Annotated in this window: 15 protein-coding genes; 4 read left to right on the top strand and 11 right to left on the bottom strand. The window is 53.7% G+C overall.

What is annotated here, in order from left to right:
• Positions 1-17 precede the first annotated feature (17 nt).
• Positions 18-836, bottom strand: a complete 819-nt coding sequence (locus tag ACZ47H_RS03175) for a CBS domain-containing protein (protein ID WP_464933742.1) — start codon at positions 834-836, stop codon at positions 18-20.
• 48 nt (positions 837-884) lie between these two features.
• On the bottom strand, positions 885-1322 hold the full coding sequence (locus ACZ47H_RS03170) for a CBS domain-containing protein (RefSeq protein WP_464933741.1): 438 nt from the start codon (positions 1320-1322) through the stop codon (positions 885-887).
• An 85-nt stretch (positions 1323-1407) separates the two neighbouring features.
• Here ACZ47H_RS03170 and ACZ47H_RS03165 point away from each other — a divergent pair, with 85 nt between their 5' ends.
• The gene (locus ACZ47H_RS03165) at positions 1408-2157 is read left to right on the top strand and encodes a DUF1614 domain-containing protein (RefSeq protein ID WP_464933740.1); all 750 of its coding nucleotides are present in this window, start codon (positions 1408-1410) and stop codon (positions 2155-2157) included.
• A 54-nt stretch (positions 2158-2211) separates the two neighbouring features.
• Here the strand turns inward: ACZ47H_RS03165 and ACZ47H_RS03160 are convergent, their stop codons facing one another.
• The 5 genes from ACZ47H_RS03160 to rqcH all read right to left on the bottom strand — a co-directional run bounded on the left by ACZ47H_RS03160 (position 2212) and on the right by rqcH (position 7838).
• Positions 2212-3297, bottom strand: coding sequence for an electron transfer flavoprotein subunit alpha/FixB family protein (locus ACZ47H_RS03160; protein WP_464933739.1), 1086 nt, complete (start codon positions 3295-3297; stop codon positions 2212-2214).
• 6 nt (positions 3298-3303) lie between these two features.
• A complete protein-coding gene (locus ACZ47H_RS03155) occupies positions 3304-4140 on the bottom strand; it encodes an electron transfer flavoprotein subunit beta/FixA family protein (protein WP_464933738.1) in 837 nt (278 codons plus the stop codon).
• 20 nt (positions 4141-4160) lie between these two features.
• Complete coding sequence (locus ACZ47H_RS03150; RefSeq protein WP_464933737.1) at positions 4161-4460, bottom strand: ferredoxin family protein; 300 nt, start codon at positions 4458-4460, stop codon at positions 4161-4163.
• Complete coding sequence (locus ACZ47H_RS03145; RefSeq protein ID WP_464933736.1) at positions 4457-5770, bottom strand: FAD-dependent oxidoreductase; 1314 nt, start codon at positions 5768-5770, stop codon at positions 4457-4459. Before ACZ47H_RS03145 ends, ACZ47H_RS03150 begins: the two co-directional genes overlap by 4 nt.
• A gap of 106 nt (positions 5771-5876) precedes the next feature.
• Positions 5877-7838, bottom strand: coding sequence for a ribosome rescue protein RqcH (gene rqcH, locus ACZ47H_RS03140; RefSeq protein ID WP_464933735.1), 1962 nt, complete (start codon positions 7836-7838; stop codon positions 5877-5879).
• 76 nt (positions 7839-7914) lie between these two features.
• Between rqcH and ACZ47H_RS03135 the strand changes: the two genes are divergently transcribed.
• Complete coding sequence (locus ACZ47H_RS03135; protein ID WP_464933734.1) at positions 7915-8208, top strand: hypothetical protein; 294 nt, start codon at positions 7915-7917, stop codon at positions 8206-8208.
• A 76-nt stretch (positions 8209-8284) separates the two neighbouring features.
• The gene (locus tag ACZ47H_RS03130; protein WP_464933733.1) at positions 8285-9496 is read left to right on the top strand and encodes a methionine adenosyltransferase; all 1212 of its coding nucleotides are present in this window, start codon (positions 8285-8287) and stop codon (positions 9494-9496) included.
• 57 nt (positions 9497-9553) lie between these two features.
• Here the strand turns inward: ACZ47H_RS03130 and ACZ47H_RS03125 are convergent, their stop codons facing one another.
• Together ACZ47H_RS03125 and ACZ47H_RS03120 are read right to left on the bottom strand one after the other, a co-directional pair.
• Entirely contained in the window at positions 9554-11563 is a 2010-nt protein-coding gene (locus ACZ47H_RS03125; protein ID WP_464933732.1) for a DUF460 domain-containing protein, read from the bottom strand.
• Positions 11560-12453, bottom strand: coding sequence for an RIO1 family regulatory kinase/ATPase domain-containing protein (locus tag ACZ47H_RS03120; RefSeq protein WP_464933731.1), 894 nt, complete (start codon positions 12451-12453; stop codon positions 11560-11562). Before ACZ47H_RS03120 ends, ACZ47H_RS03125 begins: the two co-directional genes overlap by 4 nt.
• Positions 12454-12650: 197 nt before the next feature.
• Between ACZ47H_RS03120 and ACZ47H_RS03115 the strand changes: the two genes are divergently transcribed.
• Entirely contained in the window at positions 12651-12977 is a 327-nt protein-coding gene (locus ACZ47H_RS03115) for an ArsR/SmtB family transcription factor (RefSeq protein WP_464933730.1), read from the top strand.
• Between the two features lie 3 nt (positions 12978-12980).
• On the opposite strand, the gene ACZ47H_RS03110 is transcribed toward ACZ47H_RS03115, so the two are convergent.
• Together ACZ47H_RS03110 and gatE are read right to left on the bottom strand one after the other, a co-directional pair.
• Complete coding sequence (locus ACZ47H_RS03110) at positions 12981-14582, bottom strand: CTP synthase (protein ID WP_464933938.1); 1602 nt, start codon at positions 14580-14582, stop codon at positions 12981-12983.
• 155 nt (positions 14583-14737) lie between these two features.
• On the bottom strand, positions 14738-16666 hold the full coding sequence (gatE, locus tag ACZ47H_RS03105; RefSeq protein WP_464933729.1) for a Glu-tRNA(Gln) amidotransferase subunit GatE: 1929 nt from the start codon (positions 16664-16666) through the stop codon (positions 14738-14740).
• Positions 16667-16668 lie beyond the last annotated feature (2 nt).

The following is a 16668-nucleotide window of genomic DNA, read 5'->3' as shown; positions in this document are numbered from 1 at the left end:
GGATTATTGAGGGGAGGCTATATTGTTAGTACTCTTGCGAGCTCGAGCCCGGTTATGACTCCAACGGGCCTCTCATTATCCAAGACAACAACCGCCCTGTACCTGTGCTCCAGCATCTTGGATGCTGCCTCTGATAATGGAGCGTCTGGATCTACACTTGGCGGCCTCAGCTTTATAGCGTCTGCGACAACAAGGTACTTGAGGGGTGTTATCCTCTTCGGCTCTCCTCTTGATAGCTCATAGTATTTTATAAAGATGAGGGCTATCTCATCTACCCCTATCACTCCAACGAACCTTCCATCCTCAACCACGGGGATAACGCTTAGGTCGTGCTGGTGTATTAGCTGGCGTGCGTGGAGTATCTTTGTCTGTAGCCCCACGGAGACGGGTGGAGTCTTCATAACAGTCCTGACACTAATGTCGCTACTCGCCTTAGCCTCGCTGATCAACCTTGCTAGCTCCCACCTAGATAGGAGTCCTACAGGCTTACCATCCTCGACCACCGGTATACTCGTTATCCCCCGCGACGTCATCTCCTTAGCCGCCCTGAGCAGCGTCTCGTTCTTTTCGAGAGTGAAGACAGGGGTGCTCATGAAGCTTGATGCGTGGAGTGCTGATGGCGTTGTCTGCTTGGTTCTAACAGTGCCCAGCTTAAAGATTACGTCTCTAAGAGTTAGTATTCCCCTTATCTCGCCCTTCTCGGTTAGGATTATCCTATCTGTCTTGTACTTCTCCATCTCGTCTAACGCCGCCGCCAGCGAGTAGTCCTTGTCGAGAACCGGATACTCTGTGGTCATCGTTTCAGCTATGGTCCTCAGGGCCACCTCTTCAAACATGAATCTACACCCCCTAGTCAATCCCATTCAAAGCCATATTATGTTATCCTATTCCATCCTACGCTTCATTAGAGCCAGATCTATATAGTGTGGTGCTAGCCGCACTATATCCCTCATTGATATGACGCCTACAACCTTCCTGCTCTCTGCGTCTATCACGGGGAGGTGGCCTATCCCATAGGACCCCATTATCTCTGCAGCCTCCTTTACTAGCGAATCAGTTGTCACATAGTATGGGTTCCTCGTCATGATCTCCCCCAGCATTACGCTCCCAGGATCCCTGCCGGGAGCGACGACTCCTCTAACGAGATCCGTTTTAGTCACGATCCCGAGGAGGCTCCCCCTCTCATCTGTAATGATAAGGCTTCCCACGTTCTTCTCTATCATTATCCTAGCAGCTGCCGAAGCGGTCTCATGGGGCGACGCTGTCACTGGCGGCGTGCTCATTATATCTTCGCATCTCAGGTCTTCTGGAACACTCGACAATCCTACCTTCACCCATGGTATAGAAGACTGGTTGCCAGCTATATATCAAATACACTCTACCAATTATTCGGCGGGGAGTTGCTTAGTGAGTGAGAGAGTACCAGGTAGAATACTAGTATACCCTCCAGGCCACCCATACCTCATAACAGTATATATACTGGTAGCATTCATAGTGGCTCTCTTCGCATCCAGCGCCCTAGCCCAGATAATAGCGGAGTTTGGAGGATTAAATTACCTCGTAGCCGCCTATACTGTAGCCTACCTGGTATTCCTAAGCCCCATCCTGAGCTTCATCAATATAGTGATAACAACAATCCGCTCCGGCTATGTGGAGAGGGTGCTCGAGCTGGAATATGCAACGATCTTCGGCATACCAGTCCCTGTGCCACGCATAAAGCTGGTGGAGAGGAGGAGCCTGCTCGCGATAAATGTAGGCGGTGGACTCGCGCCAATAATAGTTAGCCTAGTAGTGCTAGCAGTCCTCTGGAACGGCGCGGGCCCTAGAGGGTTGGGTGTCGCCGCAGCATCGATAATAGTCACTAGCGTTGCAACCTACCTGACTTCTAGAACGATACCGGGGGTTGGCATTGCCGTCCCGGCCCTCATACCCCCTCTTGCCAGCGCGACAACAGTGATCCTCGTAGCTAGTACGGGCCCCGTTGCGGCTCTATCGGCGTATGTTGGAGGGAGCCTCGGAGCTCTCATTGGAGCTGACATCCTTAGGCTTATGCGCGACGTTGACAAGCTAATGGCTCCCGTCATAAGTATTGGTGGTGCGGGCGTGTTCGACGGCGTCTTCCTGTCAGGTATAATAGCGGCTTTCCTAGTATACTAGTATAAAATGAAATGATTTTGATTTAATTATTTAATAGGTGGTGGAGGATAGAGGCTACTCCTCCTTTAAGAGTTCCTCTAGGGCAGAGGGACCCTGTTCTTTCAGCCTCCTGAGCTCCTCAATTAGAGCCTTGGTTACCTCCCTGTAGTCTCCAACTACCCCGTAGTCGGACTGCTGGAAGATCGGGGCGTCTGGGTCGATGTTAACCGCAACGATCCTTCCAGCCTCCCTTACTCCTATCATATGCTGTGCTGCCCCGCTTATGGCGAGGGCGATGTAGAGGACGGGTTTTACAGACTTCCCCGTCTGTCCTACCTGCCGGTCTGGCGGTATCCAGCCCGCGTCGACCGCCTTCCTGGAGCCGCCTACTACTCCTCCCAGTATCTTGGCTAACTCTTCAGCCAGCTTTACTCCGTCTGGGCCACCTACTCCCTTACCCACAGATACTATGATCTCGGCTTTCTCTATCAGGACTTCCTCTCTCTTCACGGGCTTGTAGACGGCCAGCTCCATTCCGGGATCTATGATGGAAGCTGTCTCCTCGATCACTCTCCCAGTCCTAGACTCGTCCCTGGGGGGAACCGGGAAGACATTTGGCCTCGCCGTCCCCATCTGCGGCTTCCTGAACGGGGTCTTGATGTAGGCTAACATTATCGCTGCGAACGGAGGCCTTATCATTAAAACATCTCCAGTCTTCTCGTCGACGTCGAAGTCAGTACAGTCTGCAGTAATACCTGTTCTAAGCGTGTTGGCTATGTAGGGAGCCATCTCTCTGCCGCGCATTGTTGCAGAGACGAGTATGACTGAAGGCTTGTACTTTTTGGCTAGGTCGACGATAACTTGCCCGTATACTCTGGGATAGTAGGTTTTCAGCCTTGAATCATCTACTACTATTACCTCGTCAGCCCCGTGCTTGATTAGCTCGTCTGCCCACTTCTTCACATTATAGCCTACCAGTACTCCAACGATCTTTTCTCCCAGCTTGGAGGCTATCTTTTTAGCTGGAGTCAGCATCTGCAAGCTGGCTTCGTGGAGCTCGTTCTCGTCCGCTTCTGCTACAACCCATACTCCCTTAAACTGCTCCGGGTCGTCGCAGGGCCACTCCGGGCACAGCTTCTCACAATCAGGCTTTTGCACCATACCTTATCACCCCCATAGAGCCTTCTTCAAAAACGGGGCAACTGCCTCGTCTGTGAAGAGCTGTTTGAGTATCCATCTCGCCGCGTCCCTGGCGTCCTTTGGCTTATAAACTAGCTTCTTCCTGGGTACCTCGGGCATGAATGTTACCTTCCCCACTACTGTTGGGGAGCCCTTGAGGCCGACGCACCTCTTGTCCAGGCCCAGGTCATTGTTAGTCCACCATACGATAGGCTTCTCCATCATCGCCCTTAGCTTATACTTCAGCCTAACAGGCCTAGCCTCTAGCGCCTTTATCGCGGTGGCCACGACAGCCGGCAGCTTGAGCACGTATTCTTCCACGGCCCTCTCAGTCTGCCTTCTAACCTTCAGCCTCCCATCCTCCAGTAGCTCGGCATCCCTTGCATAGTATACGTAGGGCCAGCCGAGCCAGCTCGCTACCTGGGCTCCGATATGGGCGGTGCTGGAGTCTATAGTCTCGTGGCCGAATACTGCCAGGTCCACGTGCCCTATCTCCTTATCGATTTTCTCTATGCCCTTGGCGAGAACGTAGCTGGTGGCTAGCGTGTCGGCTCCAGCGAAGGCCCTGTCGGTTAGCAGTATGGCCCTGTCAACCCCCATGCCGAGCACGTGCATGAGCCCCTGCTCGGCGCTTGGAGGCGCCATTGAGATTGCTATTACCTCTCCCCCATACTTGTCTCTAAGCCTCAGGGCAAGCTCTACTGCGGGCAGGTCGTGGGGGTTTATTATGGAGGGGACTCCTTCCCTGATGAGGGTCCCGGTCTTGGGGTCGAATCTCACCGCCTGCGTATTAGGGACCCACTTTATACCTACTACTATCCTCACATCAACCACCCCTTCACGCCTTAAGTGAACCTGTAGTGCACCCCTCTACCGCTCTTAGGATACTCCCACTTCATCCTGGGGTTGTTCGAGATGACCCTGCAGAGCCCGCATTCCAGGCATCCCTCGTAGCTGTAGAGGAGTTTTTCTCCAACCTTGGTGTAGCATCCGCAAGGGCATAGCAGTGTTAGGGCTTTAGGTATCCCGGACTGGTCGTCGCTGGGTATCGCTATGTGGGGCTCCTCATCCACGTCCCAGACATTCCTTTGGAGCAGATCCTCCACCTTAAGGGGTTTCTCAAGAACCTTCCCTTCCGAGCTCATAACCTGCTCACCACCGACATTAACTTAAACACAAACCGGGTTAGGGACATCTCCTCCTCCCTGAGAGATTCCAGCAACGCTTCCAATATGGTGGGTTCCTCGTAGTCAGCCTCATACAGCTTTGCCAGGATGCTGTTTACCACTGCTGGGAGCTGCTTGAAGAAGAGGGGCTCTGACATCACGTTTGCAATACCCCTATGCTTGTATAGCTCCTTATATATGAAGCTCTCCTTCACCTTCCTCTCATACCTAGCCATGTTCTCCTCGGTAGGGCCTCCATTACTGTGGGCCTCTATAATGGTCTCTGCCGCGAGCTTCCCGCTGTAAACGGCGTAGTCCACGCCTCTTATTGTATAGCCCGTGTTCAGGAGGAAGCCGGCAGCGTCACCCACAACGAGGAAGCCTGGAAGGTATAATTTCTTCGGCATGAACCTTAGTCCGCCCTCGATCGTCATGTGGGCTCCATACTCCATTACGTCGGCGTCGCGCCAGAACCTCTTGAAGAACGGGTGTAGCCTTAAGCTTTCGACAAGAGATGGCAGGCTCTCCCTTAGCTCACCCGAGTTGGCGGCATCTAGCGCCCTGCCTATATGGACTACTAGGCCTATGCTGACAGTGTCCTTCATAGTGTAGATGAAGCCTCCTCCCGGTATGCCCCGGGTAACGTCTCCCGCGAGGAGCCATGCTAGTCCCTCCCCGCTCTCTAGGGCGAAGCGCTCGTTTATCGCCTTCTCTCCAACCTTCAATACCTCCTTAACGCCTAAGGCTACCGTGTCGGGGTCGATCTTCTCTACCAGGCCTAGTTTCTCTAGGAGCTTCCTGTTGACTCCTTCAGCGTCTATCACGTAGTCCGCGTATAGCGTGTCGGGGCCGCTCCTTATCCCCACGACTCTTCCATCCTTTTTAACGATCTCGTCGACTACAACCTCGTCGACTAGGAGTGCCCCGGCCTCCACCGCCTTGCTCGCCATCCACTTGGCCATCTCTGTAAGGTATGTGGTGAAGGCTACACCCTTCCCCATCTTGAAGTCTATAGTAGTGATTCTATCGCCCGCTGTGATGCTCAGCTTCTCCCTAGTAACCCACCTGTGTATTGGGGCCTCCTTGTCGAGTTCGGGCCACACCTCTCTTAGGGGGGCAGCGTAGATCTTGCCCCCGTAGAGCTCCTTGCTGCCAGCCCCTCTTCCCCTCTCGACCATCACGACCTTGAAGCCGGCCTTAGCCAGCAGGTACGCTGCCGCGCTACCTGCCGGGCCAGCTCCTACGACGATCACGTCGAACTTAGTAGGCGTACTGGGGGTTGTACCCAACAGTTTTCCACCCTTTGAGTGGATTACTCCTTACTTGTATATTAGGCGAATATGGAAGGGGTTACTGCAGTTGTAAGGTGTGTGCCTTAAAAACCCTGTTATAGATTCAGCTTGTTAGACTCCGAAAGTCGATCACGCCGCCCCTGCCCCTCCGAACGCTCGTTATCCTGGCCTTGCCCGGTATCCTTGAAGCTAGATCCTGGTCTGGAACAGCGAGTATGTAGGCTCTCTCGTCTCGCGATAGGAGCTTTGAAAGCTCCTGCTTTAGGGCCTTCGCGGCTTCAAGCCTCCTTTCATCTCCCGGGACAAGGCTTCCATACGCTAGGGAATACGCTTCCACCACTTCCCTAGATCCCTGTATTATCCTCGGGATACCGTCGGAGTCAACACCTATACCTATCCAGATCCTTACTGGAACCGGTTTCAGATAGTTTTTCCTCCCGTATACCATTATTCCTCCCCTGGCTAGGTACTCGCCTGAGGGGGGAGAGAGTGATACCTGGCTTGCTGGCACGTAGAAGACCTGTACCGAGCCGACACCAGCCTTCCAAGCCCTGCTGTAAGCTACAGCTATGACTGCGGCATCGTAGAGGTCCCCCTCCTCCGGCGTTGAGCCCCGGGTCTTGACTACAACGGCGGGAGCCCCGTGTATGTCGGCGTGCATGAATATATCGTGGGGTTCAAGATACCTCCGGACTATTAGTTCATTCTGCCCTGCATCCTTCCCTCCTATCGCGAGGAAGCCGTTCCTCGTGATTGTGTAGTGGAAGGATTCGAACCAGTACCTCCTCCTCTTCTTATATAATTCTCCAATCTCTCTGCTCCTAGCCTTTACCGCGAGATCCTTCAGCTTCTCCTCGATCTCTACCCTCATCTTTTCAGCCCTCTCAGCTTTAGCCTCGAGGGTCCCTGCTCTCCGGTAGAGCTCTACTATGATCTCGTCAACGCTCTCGACGTTCACGGGTATCTCGACCCTGCGCTCCCGTACATTAACTACGAGTCTTCCACGCTCGAGGGACCCTTGCACCCCGTACCGGTCTAGGCACTCTGCTCCCCTCTCCTTTACGCACTCTAGGAACCTGGTGAATACGGTATAGCTACTGGAGATCCTCTCTGCAAGTAGGCGGAGGATCTCGGCCTCTTCACGGTATTCAGAGGCTTGCTGCCTCGCCTTCTCGAGGCTAGCTAGGAGCCTCTCCCTCTCCTCCTCGACGCCTCCTGCTGGAGTAGCATGTTTAGCCGCGGCCATTAATTCGAAGTAGTCATCCAGCGCCCTGTTGAAGTCTTCGTATTCTTTGATCTCAGCCTCCTCCTCGAGCCTTGAGGGGTAGAAGGGGTCTGCCTCGACCCCTACACCCTCCTTTACAGCCACGTACCCCTTGCCCGCGAGTGATTCCCTAACGATCTCCTTGACGGCATCGAGTAGTGCTTCAGCTTCCTCCATCTTTATACTAGAGGCATTCTTATCCACTCCCACCCGGAACGCTGCCTCCTCTGCGACCTCGCCGGGAATGCCTAGGAGAGACACCATTGCTGGAACGAGCCTGCCCCTCCTCTCAACGGCTTCAACCACATCCCCCGCAGTAATCTCCTCTAAACGCTTACCTCTAGAGGGTGGTGGAGTGTAGGCTTCCTTCGGCTTGATCACCCTGTCTCTTAGGCTAGCGTACCTAGTCGCTGCGAGGATAACTCCTTCAGGCGAGGTTAAAGCCGCTATCCCCCGCGGCACAAGCTCTACTATAATGCTATAGCCCCCCTCACTGGTGAGCGATATTATCCTATCTCCTCCAAGGAGGGATAGGCTTTTGAGCCTTCTGTTCCTCATGTGCTTTCTAGCAAGCACTACGAGGGGGTCTGGCTTGAACTCTGATGGCGGCTGCCTCCTTATTGTTACGTGAATCCTCCTCCCAGGCTCTGCTAGTACTAGTATTCCCCCCTTGAGCTTAAGATAGACTAGTCCCTCCCCTTTATCATAGTAGATGTTGGCTATGTGCCTTCCCAGCAGCTTCTCTCTAGCATGCTCGATCCATGCAATGACGTCTACGATGTTCATAGCCTTCCGAGCCAATACTCGTAACGCCCCGCTTACGGGATCCCTATCCCCTTTATTCCCTACCCCGTTATAGGTTTAGGGGGGCATGGGCTTGGCTCGAGTCATAATAGCTAGGAGGTACGCCGTTATAGCAGCTCTCGCCGGCTCATTACTAGGGGTTATTCTAGGGGTTCTCTCCGCTGTTGGAGCGCTGGATTCGATATCCCCTCTAGCCCGTGGAGCTATAGGTGTGGTGGCAGGCGCGCTGTTAGGGGTGCTCGTCGCCCCCGTGGGGGCAGGGTTCAAGTACAGGCTAGGGACCAGTCTTGTTGTCGAGGCTGCTCTCACCTCGGCCCTCTCAACTATAGTGGTGTGGCCAGTAGTCTACGCGGTGCTCGCGGGTTAGGTGTGACGTATACTTTTAATTCTATCAATCTATGATTGAATCCTAAGAAGAACGATTGGGGGTTGGTGGCTGAAGGGTGCCAAGGAACATAGTGGTGGAAGAGTATCTGCTACCCTCTGTAGAGGATATTGAGGTAGAGCTTGTTGAGAGGAAGGGTCTGGGCCACCCCGACTATATAAGTGACGCATCGGCGGAGGCGGCCAGCAGGGCTCTCAGCAAGCTGTACCTAGAAAGGTATGGAGAGATACTTCATCACAACCTAGACAAGGTCCTCCTGGTGGGCGGGCAGGCTCGCCCCGTATATGGCGGGGGCGAAGTGCTCCAGCCCATCTACATTATAATATCGGGTAGGGCGACGACCGAGGTTAGGACCAGTGATGGAGTCGACCACATACCCGTCGGCCCCGTCATAATAAAAGCCGTTAAGGAGTGGATAAAGGAGAACCTCAGGTTCCTCGACCCGGAAAGACACGTCGTAGTAGATTATAAGATAGGCAAGGGCAGCGCCGACCTAGTAGGGATCTTCGAGGAGAAGGAGAAGACCCCTAGAGCCAACGACACAAGCTTCGGCTCAGGCTACGCTCCCTTCTCCACGCTTGAAAAGCTCGTGTTCGAAACCGAAAGGCTCCTCAACAGTAAGGAGGTTAAAAGCAGAATCCCAGCTATAGGAGAGGATATTAAAGTGATGGGGCTGAGGAAGGGTAAGAGGATAGACCTCACCATAGCTATGGCGACTATAAGTAGGCTCATCCTAGACAAAGACGAGTACGTCTCGGTTAAAGAGGAGGCAAAGGAGCTGGTCCTAGACCTCGCCTCTAAACTGGCCGGCGACTACGAGGTCAACGTCTACATTAACACAGGCGACATTGTAGAGAAGGACATAGTATACCTAACCGTGACCGGGACGAGTTCAGAGCACGGCGATGACGGGATGACTGGGAGAGGCAATAGATCCAACGGACTGATAACTCCACTTAGGCCAATGAGCCTCGAAGCAACCGCCGGAAAGAACCCGGTCAATCATGTTGGCAAGATCTATAATGTTGTCGCCAACGACCTCGCCCAGAGAATCTATGGAGAAGTAAACGGGCTCAACGAGGTCTACGTTAAGATACTCAGCCAGATCGGGAGGCCTATAGACGATCCTCTCGTGGCCGATGTAAAGGTAAAGGCGGATAAGCTGACGAGCAACATGAGGAATGAGATCATATCCATTGTAGAAGAGACGCTAGATAACATCACGAAATACACCGAGCTCATACTAGAAGGAAAGGTAACACTCTTCTAACACAATACCAAACTAATCCAGCGGTACAAGCCCAGAGGAAAGAAGCAGGGACTACTACTATCTCTTCATTTTATTGGCACGTCTAGCGGACCTATATTCCCTTATAAGCCTCTCAAGGTCAAGCTCGGCGCGCTTCCTCTCTTCTATCTCCCTAGCAACATCCTCCAGCATACCCGTAACAATGCCCGGAGCGACAAGCAGACCAGCGATGCTCTCAACTCCCCCAGGGACCCTAGAGGAGGGGATAGCCGGTATGCCGTAGGAAACGAGTAAATCGGCACTCTTCTCGTCCTCTGCTATCACGCCATGAATGGAGGCCTCAGCTAGAATCCCTAGGGCCTCTCTATCTATAGGGGCTGAGCGGGGCAGGAAAATGATCTCTCCTGGAAGTAGTGGCCCGAGAACCTCTTCGCTCTTCCTAATGCTACGCGGTGTGAGCGAGGAAAGCCTTCTTAAAAGGACCAGGTCCCCCCTCTGGAGCTTAACCGCTACCTCTTCAAGCCTCCTTACAACACCCATAGCGTGCTCAAGCCTCTCTTCGAGCTCATTGATCCTTGACTCGAGGAGGCGGGCTCTCTCCCTCAGCCTTCGGACCTCCTCGTCCTTTAATATTTCAAGCCTAACCTGCCTTCTAGCACTAGCCACCTCAAGCTCAGCTAGCCTCACTCTCCTCTCCAGCTCTCTTATCTTATCCTCCAGGATCCTCCTCTCCGCCTCAAGCCTCTCAATCTTCTCTACGAGATACCGGTAGTCTGGCTCACCGCGGTTCTCCGTATTCCTGGCTTGTACCTCCCTATCGCCTTCCCCGCTCCTCTTCTTCTCTCCCAATACATCATCGATCGCCCTCTCTATCGCCTCGGCCAGCGTCACTCCCCTGACAACGCTCTCCTTAACCTTATCAACGTCGATCTCGACACCCATCTTGCTGAGCTCGTGCTCAACGTGCTCCAGCTTCCTCCTCATAAGCTGGAAGGCCTTATACGCTGCCGCTAATGCGTCTCTCTGATGCGTATCGACAGGTGGCCTTCCAAGTATCCTTGTAGCGATCTCCCTCTTCTCAGCCGCATCGAGATCCGCCGGGGGCGAGTAGACGGGCGCGTTGAACTTTGCCGCTATCCACCTAACGCTCTCGGGAACCTCGGAGACGTCCACGGCGAACATTACAGGCCTGCCTAGACCGGAGATCTCCTCAATAATCGAGCCCCTATCTATTCCCTTGATACTCGCTAGATAGATGGGTTTACCGTTCAAGTCTAGCACAGCGACCCCAGTGGTGACTCCTGGGTCCACGCCGACTATTACGGGTCTATCCGGCCTTCTAGAGTCGCTTGCTACGTTCAGCCTAGACTTGTATATTGTCTTAACGGTTATAGTGTAATCTAGGCCCCTATGCGGCCTCACTAGGCCGTAGAGGCGTGTCCGGGGAGCGTATACTGTGAAAACCGCCTGCTCCAGGCCGCCTACACTCCTCCTATAATGCATATCGTATTCTATCCCCGCCTTGTCGAGGGCCTCTTTAACCTTCATGGCTGCTATATGCACGCTTGCCCTTACACGCCTCTGCAGCCTCTGCTGGCTGAACCCTCCCCCTCTAGGGCTCCTCGCCTTAGACACTATGATTATCGTTTTCTCCTCTATAGAGCGGATAGGGGTTCCCTCCCCCTCCTTGGCTAGATACGCTGCAATGAAAGCTGTCTTGACCGAGGACAGCTTCCCCTTCCCAGCCTCTAGTCCATGCTCTCTTGCCACAGTCTTCAACTTCTGGAGACGGCCATCGGGGGATAGATTGACTTGTACTATCTCCGACTCCGGGGGGAATAGGCTTAGTATCTTCTCGAGCTCGCCCACGCCGGCCGCCAGCTCTAGGGGGTTGTCAAGCCCTATCTTAACAGGCCTATAGTCCCATGCAAGCCTTATGACTCGGGAGAGGGGGACCGATGGGTTAACTAGGACGGGCCGCCCGTCTCCGTTCACTATCACTACACTATACTTAGGCCTCCTCGAACCCTGGGGGCTCCCCGATGCTATATCTATCCCCATGTAGAAGGTTCTCTTGCCCCCGGTCATAGGGCGGCACCCACGAGTGCCTCCAGGATCTCCTCGGGGTCTACTGTTATGCCGAACCTTCTCTTGAAGAAGCTCGTGATATAGGTTATATCCCTCCTGAGTAGGGCCGGGGCTTCCGGCTCATCCTTGTAAACGTATTGGGGCCAGTCTATGACGTAGCCTCTCCCATCCTCGCCCACCAGCACATTATACTCTGAAAGGTCGCCGTGGACTACTCCAACCCTCTTGTAAGCAATCTCCACGGTCTCCAAAACGTCCCGCAGCACCGTCTCCGCGGTCTCCTTATCTAGAGTTCTTACCCGGTAGAGCTCTATACCGGGGATGTACTCCTGCACAACAGCGTTTCTATTCCACGATATAGGCCTGGGGACCCTGGCCCCCTCCCTCTCAAGTGCAACCATTACCTTGAACTCCCTCTCCCCCAGTAGCTTGGCTATGCGGAGCCACTGCTTCCTGTCAATGTTCATAGCCGCGCTCCTAAGCCTCCTTATTCTCTGAAAGCTCGTTCTCCCCTCACGGTGGAATTTTACTATCACCTTCTCCCCAGCGGGTGTAAGGCCCAGGTATACCTCGCCCTCCTTTCCAACCCCGATTTGCCCGCCCAGCACTGCTACAATGTTCCTCCTGTGAAGAGAGTCGAAGGCGAGCACGTTGAGACCGTGGAACGTTAGAGAGTAGCCGATCACGCTCCCCAGGTTCCTCCGGACAAGCTTGAGCTGGTTTAGCTTGTCCAGCGACCGGAGGATCCTGGAGGCAGGAATCCTGAGCCTCCTCTCAAGTACCTCGACTGGAACGTACATGTAGCGCGATGAGAGCTTCTCGATCGCGGCTAGCACTGCTATATCGCTTCTTTCAAGCTTCTCCCAGAGCTGCTGTGGATTCCTAGTCAAGGGTCTTCATTCCCTTCCTAACAGAGACCACTAGTACAGGTGTTGGATGAAAGCCTATATTTTATAACTGGTTTGATTAGCCTTAACGTTTAAACCAGTCCATCCACCACAATTACAGTAAAACAGAGATATGATGATTCTATATGATAACCTATTTAATCTCTTTGATACATGTTCGAATAACTGGTGGTCATTTAATGGAACAAGAAATTCCGTTCCAAAAAGAGGGAATCTATGCCAGGAACAGGACACTCTACGTCATAGGGCCAAGGCACATAGCTAAGGTGGCTAAGGTTCTAGCAAGCGAAACCCGAACCAAGATACTTGAAGTCCTCGCGGAGGGGGAAACTGATCTAGACTCGTTGGCTAAAAAGATAGGGCAGAGCAAGGCCAACATAAGCAGCCAGATAAGACTCCTAGAGTCGATAGGAGTGGTTAGGGCCTCCTACGTTCCCGGAAATAGGGGTATTAAGAAAATGCTCGAACTAAACGTTGACATGATCCTAATGAAGGTTAAACCCTAGCCCTCAACCCCCGGCGGCAGCCCTAAGGAAGCCTAGGAAGACCGGGGCTGGGGATAGGGGTCTGCTCTTATATTCTGGATGCGGCTGCGTGCCGAAGTAGAAGGGGTGTATTCTCCGATCGAGTTCAACAAACTCTGGTAGCCCATCGGGGCTCCACCCGCTGACTCTCATACCGTGCTCTTCCAGGAGGCCCACATACTTGTTATTCACCTCGTACCTATGCCTGTGCCTCTCGTATACGGTGTCTCTCCTGTACAGCTCGTAGGCTATGGTTCCCTTGACAACGTGTATCGGCGATGCGCCAAGCCTCATGGTGCCTCCAAGCCTATCTATTCTCTCCTGTCCTGGGAGGAGGTGTATTACTGGGTGGGGCGTGTTCGGGTCGATCTCCTGGGAATGGGCCCCCTCTAATCCTACAACGTTTCTGGCGAACTCTACGACGGCCAGCTGCATTCCGAAGCATATCCCCAGCGTGGGGGTCTTCGACTCTCTCAGAGCTTTGAGCGCCGCTATCTTCCCCTCTACTCCTCTAGCGCCGAAGCCGGGGAGGACTATGGCTGCGTCGACCTCTTCTATGAAGCTTAGATCCTCCTTACCCGCCTCTATGTCGGTTGCCTCCACCCATCGCAGTAGGGGCTTCAATCCTAGGCTGGCTCCAGCATGCTTTAGGGCTTCAACTATGCTAATGTAGCTATCCTTCAACTTAGTATACTTCCCCACCATCGCTATCTTCACGGGTTTAGAGGCTCTTGTAAGCCTCTCTACGAAGTCCCTCCAGTCATCCAAGTCTGCCCCCGGGTCCTCTAAGCCGAACTTGGATAAGATCAGCCTGGGGAGGCCTTGCTCCTCTAGCACGAGGGGGACACGGTACACTGTGTCGAGGTCGTGGTTGCTGAGTACGTGGTCTTCTGGGAGGGTGGCGTAGAGCGCTATCTTCCTCCTAGCCTCGGGCTCTAGGGGCCTCTGAGTCCTAACTATTACAGTGTCTGGCTGTATTCCTATCCTCCTAAGCTCCTGCACACTGTGCTGTACAGGCTTGGTCTTCTGCTCTCCTGTCGTTGAGAGTATTGGTGCTAGGGCAACGTGGGCGAAGAAGGTCCTAGAGGGTCCCTCCTCCAGCTTCATCTGCCTCACAGCTTCGAGGAACGGTAGGCCCTCTATGTCTCCTACTGTGCCTCCTATCTCGACTATGAGGAAGTCTACGCCCCGCTCCCTAGCGAGCTCCCTTATCCTATCCTTGATCTCGTTTGTTACATGGGGTATGACCTGCACTGTCTGGCCTAGGTAGTCTCCCCTCCTCTCCTTCTCGATTACGCTGAGATAGACCTGGCCGGTTGTTATATTATGTTTTTTACTCAAGTTTATATTCATGAAGCGCTCATAGTGGCCTAGATCCAGATCCGTCTCGCCACCATCCTCTGTAACGAATACTTCTCCGTGGGCGAAGGGGTTCATCGTGCCAGCGTCCACGTTAATGTAGGGGTCGATCTTCACTGCCTCCACGTGGAATCCACGGGATTTCAGGAGGAGCCCGATGCTACTAGTTACGATCCCCTTACCTACGCTCGACAGCACCCCTCCAGTCACGAAGATGTAGCCTTGCACCACAGGTATCTCCTGGGGGTAGGAGGTAGTGGGTGTGGCGAGTTTTATAATTGGTCGCCTCGCGGAGGCCTCAGGCAAATGCCTTCACGTCATCCCTTCGGCGTCGGGAGTAGACATCATTGGCCCGGTATTGACTTGTAGGGGTGCGGATGCTCTTATTTCCCGCTCTCCCTTAGCCTTTCCTCAAGCTTGCTCCTCACTATGCTGGCGACGATCTTACCGTCGATTCTCCCCCTCAGCTTAGCCATAGCCCTGCCCATGAGCAGCCCCATAGCCTTCATCCCTCTCTGCTTAACGGCTTCAATATTCTCATTAATGATCTCATCAATGATCCTCTCCGCCTCTTCCCTCGAGATTGTTGTGAGCCCCAGCTCTTCGGCGAGCCTGCTAGCGTTGTAGTTCTTCTTCTCGTAGGCCGCCTTCACAAGCTCTTCAAGAGCCTCCTTCGCTATCCTCCCCTCAGCCAGTAGGCCTATCAGCTCCTCGTAGAACTCCTCCGGTATTGCGTCTATGTCTACTCCCTCTCCCCTTAGTCCTCTTAGCGTGTTTATGAAGAAGGATGCTATGAGGGATGGTTTAACATGATCCTTATACTTCTCTATTAACGCCTCTATCACGTCTAGGCGGACATCGTTTAGTACCTCCTCCGCTAGCTCGGGCGATAGGCCGTAGTCTTGTATAAGCCTCTTCCTCTTAACGGGTAGGGGTTCCGGTTTAAGCTCCTCCGCCTCCCTATGGTGGTATTCGGTGATCCTCTTCGGTGGGAGGTCGGTCTCCGGATACATTCTCGCAGAGCCGGGCCTGGGGCGGAGGAATCTTGTAGTGCCGTCCTCATTGGCGCCCCTCGTCTCCTCGGGGACCCCTATCAGTGCTAGCTTGGCCCTCTCTAGAATAGACTCCACCGCCCTCCTCGCCTTTTCCTCGTCGGCGGCGACTATAACCACTGCATCCCTTCCCTTAACAGCGCCTGTAGCCTCGTATACTTTGTCTAGCTCCTCACTGGTTATCCCATACTTTGGCAGCTCGTCGCTGTGGAATATGCCTCCTACGCCAGCCCAGAACCTCACATAGTCTGCGAACTCTGTCCCAACCCTTCTCCCGGGCATAACCTCTCTTCCAAGGAGCCCGTGGAAGTGGGCTAGCTTGACAGCATAGACCCTGCCTCCCGAAGAGACTACCTTCCTGACGATCTTGCTCCTGGTCTCCTTGAAGACTCCTGTAACATCCACCGGCTCCACGTCGTAGTCTTCGCTCCTCGCCCCCCTCTTCCTGAGCTCATCTCTCACCTCCAATAGCGTCTTCTGGCGTAACACCTCGTAGTGGATTACCTTTGGGATGAGGTCTAGCCTCTGGACGCCCTTTATCTCCGTCTTCGCACCGCCACGTATACTAACGTTAAGGTCCTGCCTAATCGTACCTAGGCCCCTCTTAACCTTCCCAGTTAGCCGGAGTGTTCTTCCAATAGCAAGCGCGACTCTAGCCGCCTCCTCTGGCGTCTTTATGACGGGGGCTGTACTGATCTCTACTAGGGGTATCCCGAGCCTATCGAGACGGTAGCGTATCCTTAATCCCTCCTCCCTTATCTTCCTCGCAGCATCCTCTTCCAGGCATATCGTTTCAAGCGGCACCTCCTTGCCATCAACCGCTATACTGCCGCCGAGAGCGATGATCGCGGTCCTCTGGAAACCTGTAGTGTTGCTCCCATCGATCACTATCTTCCTCATAACATGGACCTGGTCGACTATGTGGGAGTTGAAGGCCTTCGCTATAGCCATAGTTATTATGAGTGCCTCGTCGCTTAGCTCGTGAGGGGGCTCCTCGTCAGCCTCCACAAGGCAACTATGGTATATGGGTGCCTCGTAGAGGTATGATCTACCCTTCCTCCACTCGAATAGTGCAGCGATGTCAACCTCTCCCATCTCTCCCCGAGTAGGCCTTAGCCTCCTCTCGAACTCGTCATGGTCCTCCTCGGAGAGCTCGGCGGGGCAGGGGCAGAAGAGCTTGGTCTTCGTAGCTAGCTGCTGGTGGATCTCTAATCCAACCTTTAAGCCTAGGGCCTCATAGTCTATCTTATCCCCGTTCACTC

The organism is Thermodiscus maritimus, assembly GCF_055382595.1.
This window is presented reverse-complemented; position numbering and strand designations above follow the sequence as displayed.

What these genes read in the sequence shown, in the direction of transcription:
- ACZ47H_RS03175 (WP_464933742.1), bottom strand. Translation starts at nt 836, where the DNA reads ATGTTTGAAGAGGTGGCCCTGAGGACCATAGCTGAAACGATGACCACA.
- ACZ47H_RS03160 (WP_464933739.1), bottom strand. Translation starts at nt 3,297, where the DNA reads ATGGTGCAAAAGCCTGATTGTGAGAAGCTGTGCCCGGAGTGGCCCTGC.
- ACZ47H_RS03150 (WP_464933737.1), bottom strand. Translation starts at nt 4,460, where the DNA reads ATGAGCTCGGAAGGGAAGGTTCTTGAGAAACCCCTTAAGGTGGAGGAT.
- ACZ47H_RS03125 (WP_464933732.1), bottom strand. Translation starts at nt 11,563, where the DNA reads ATGACCGGGGGCAAGAGAACCTTCTACATGGGGATAGATATAGCATCG.
- ACZ47H_RS03115 (WP_464933730.1), top strand. Translation starts at nt 12,651, where the DNA reads ATGGAACAAGAAATTCCGTTCCAAAAAGAGGGAATCTATGCCAGGAAC.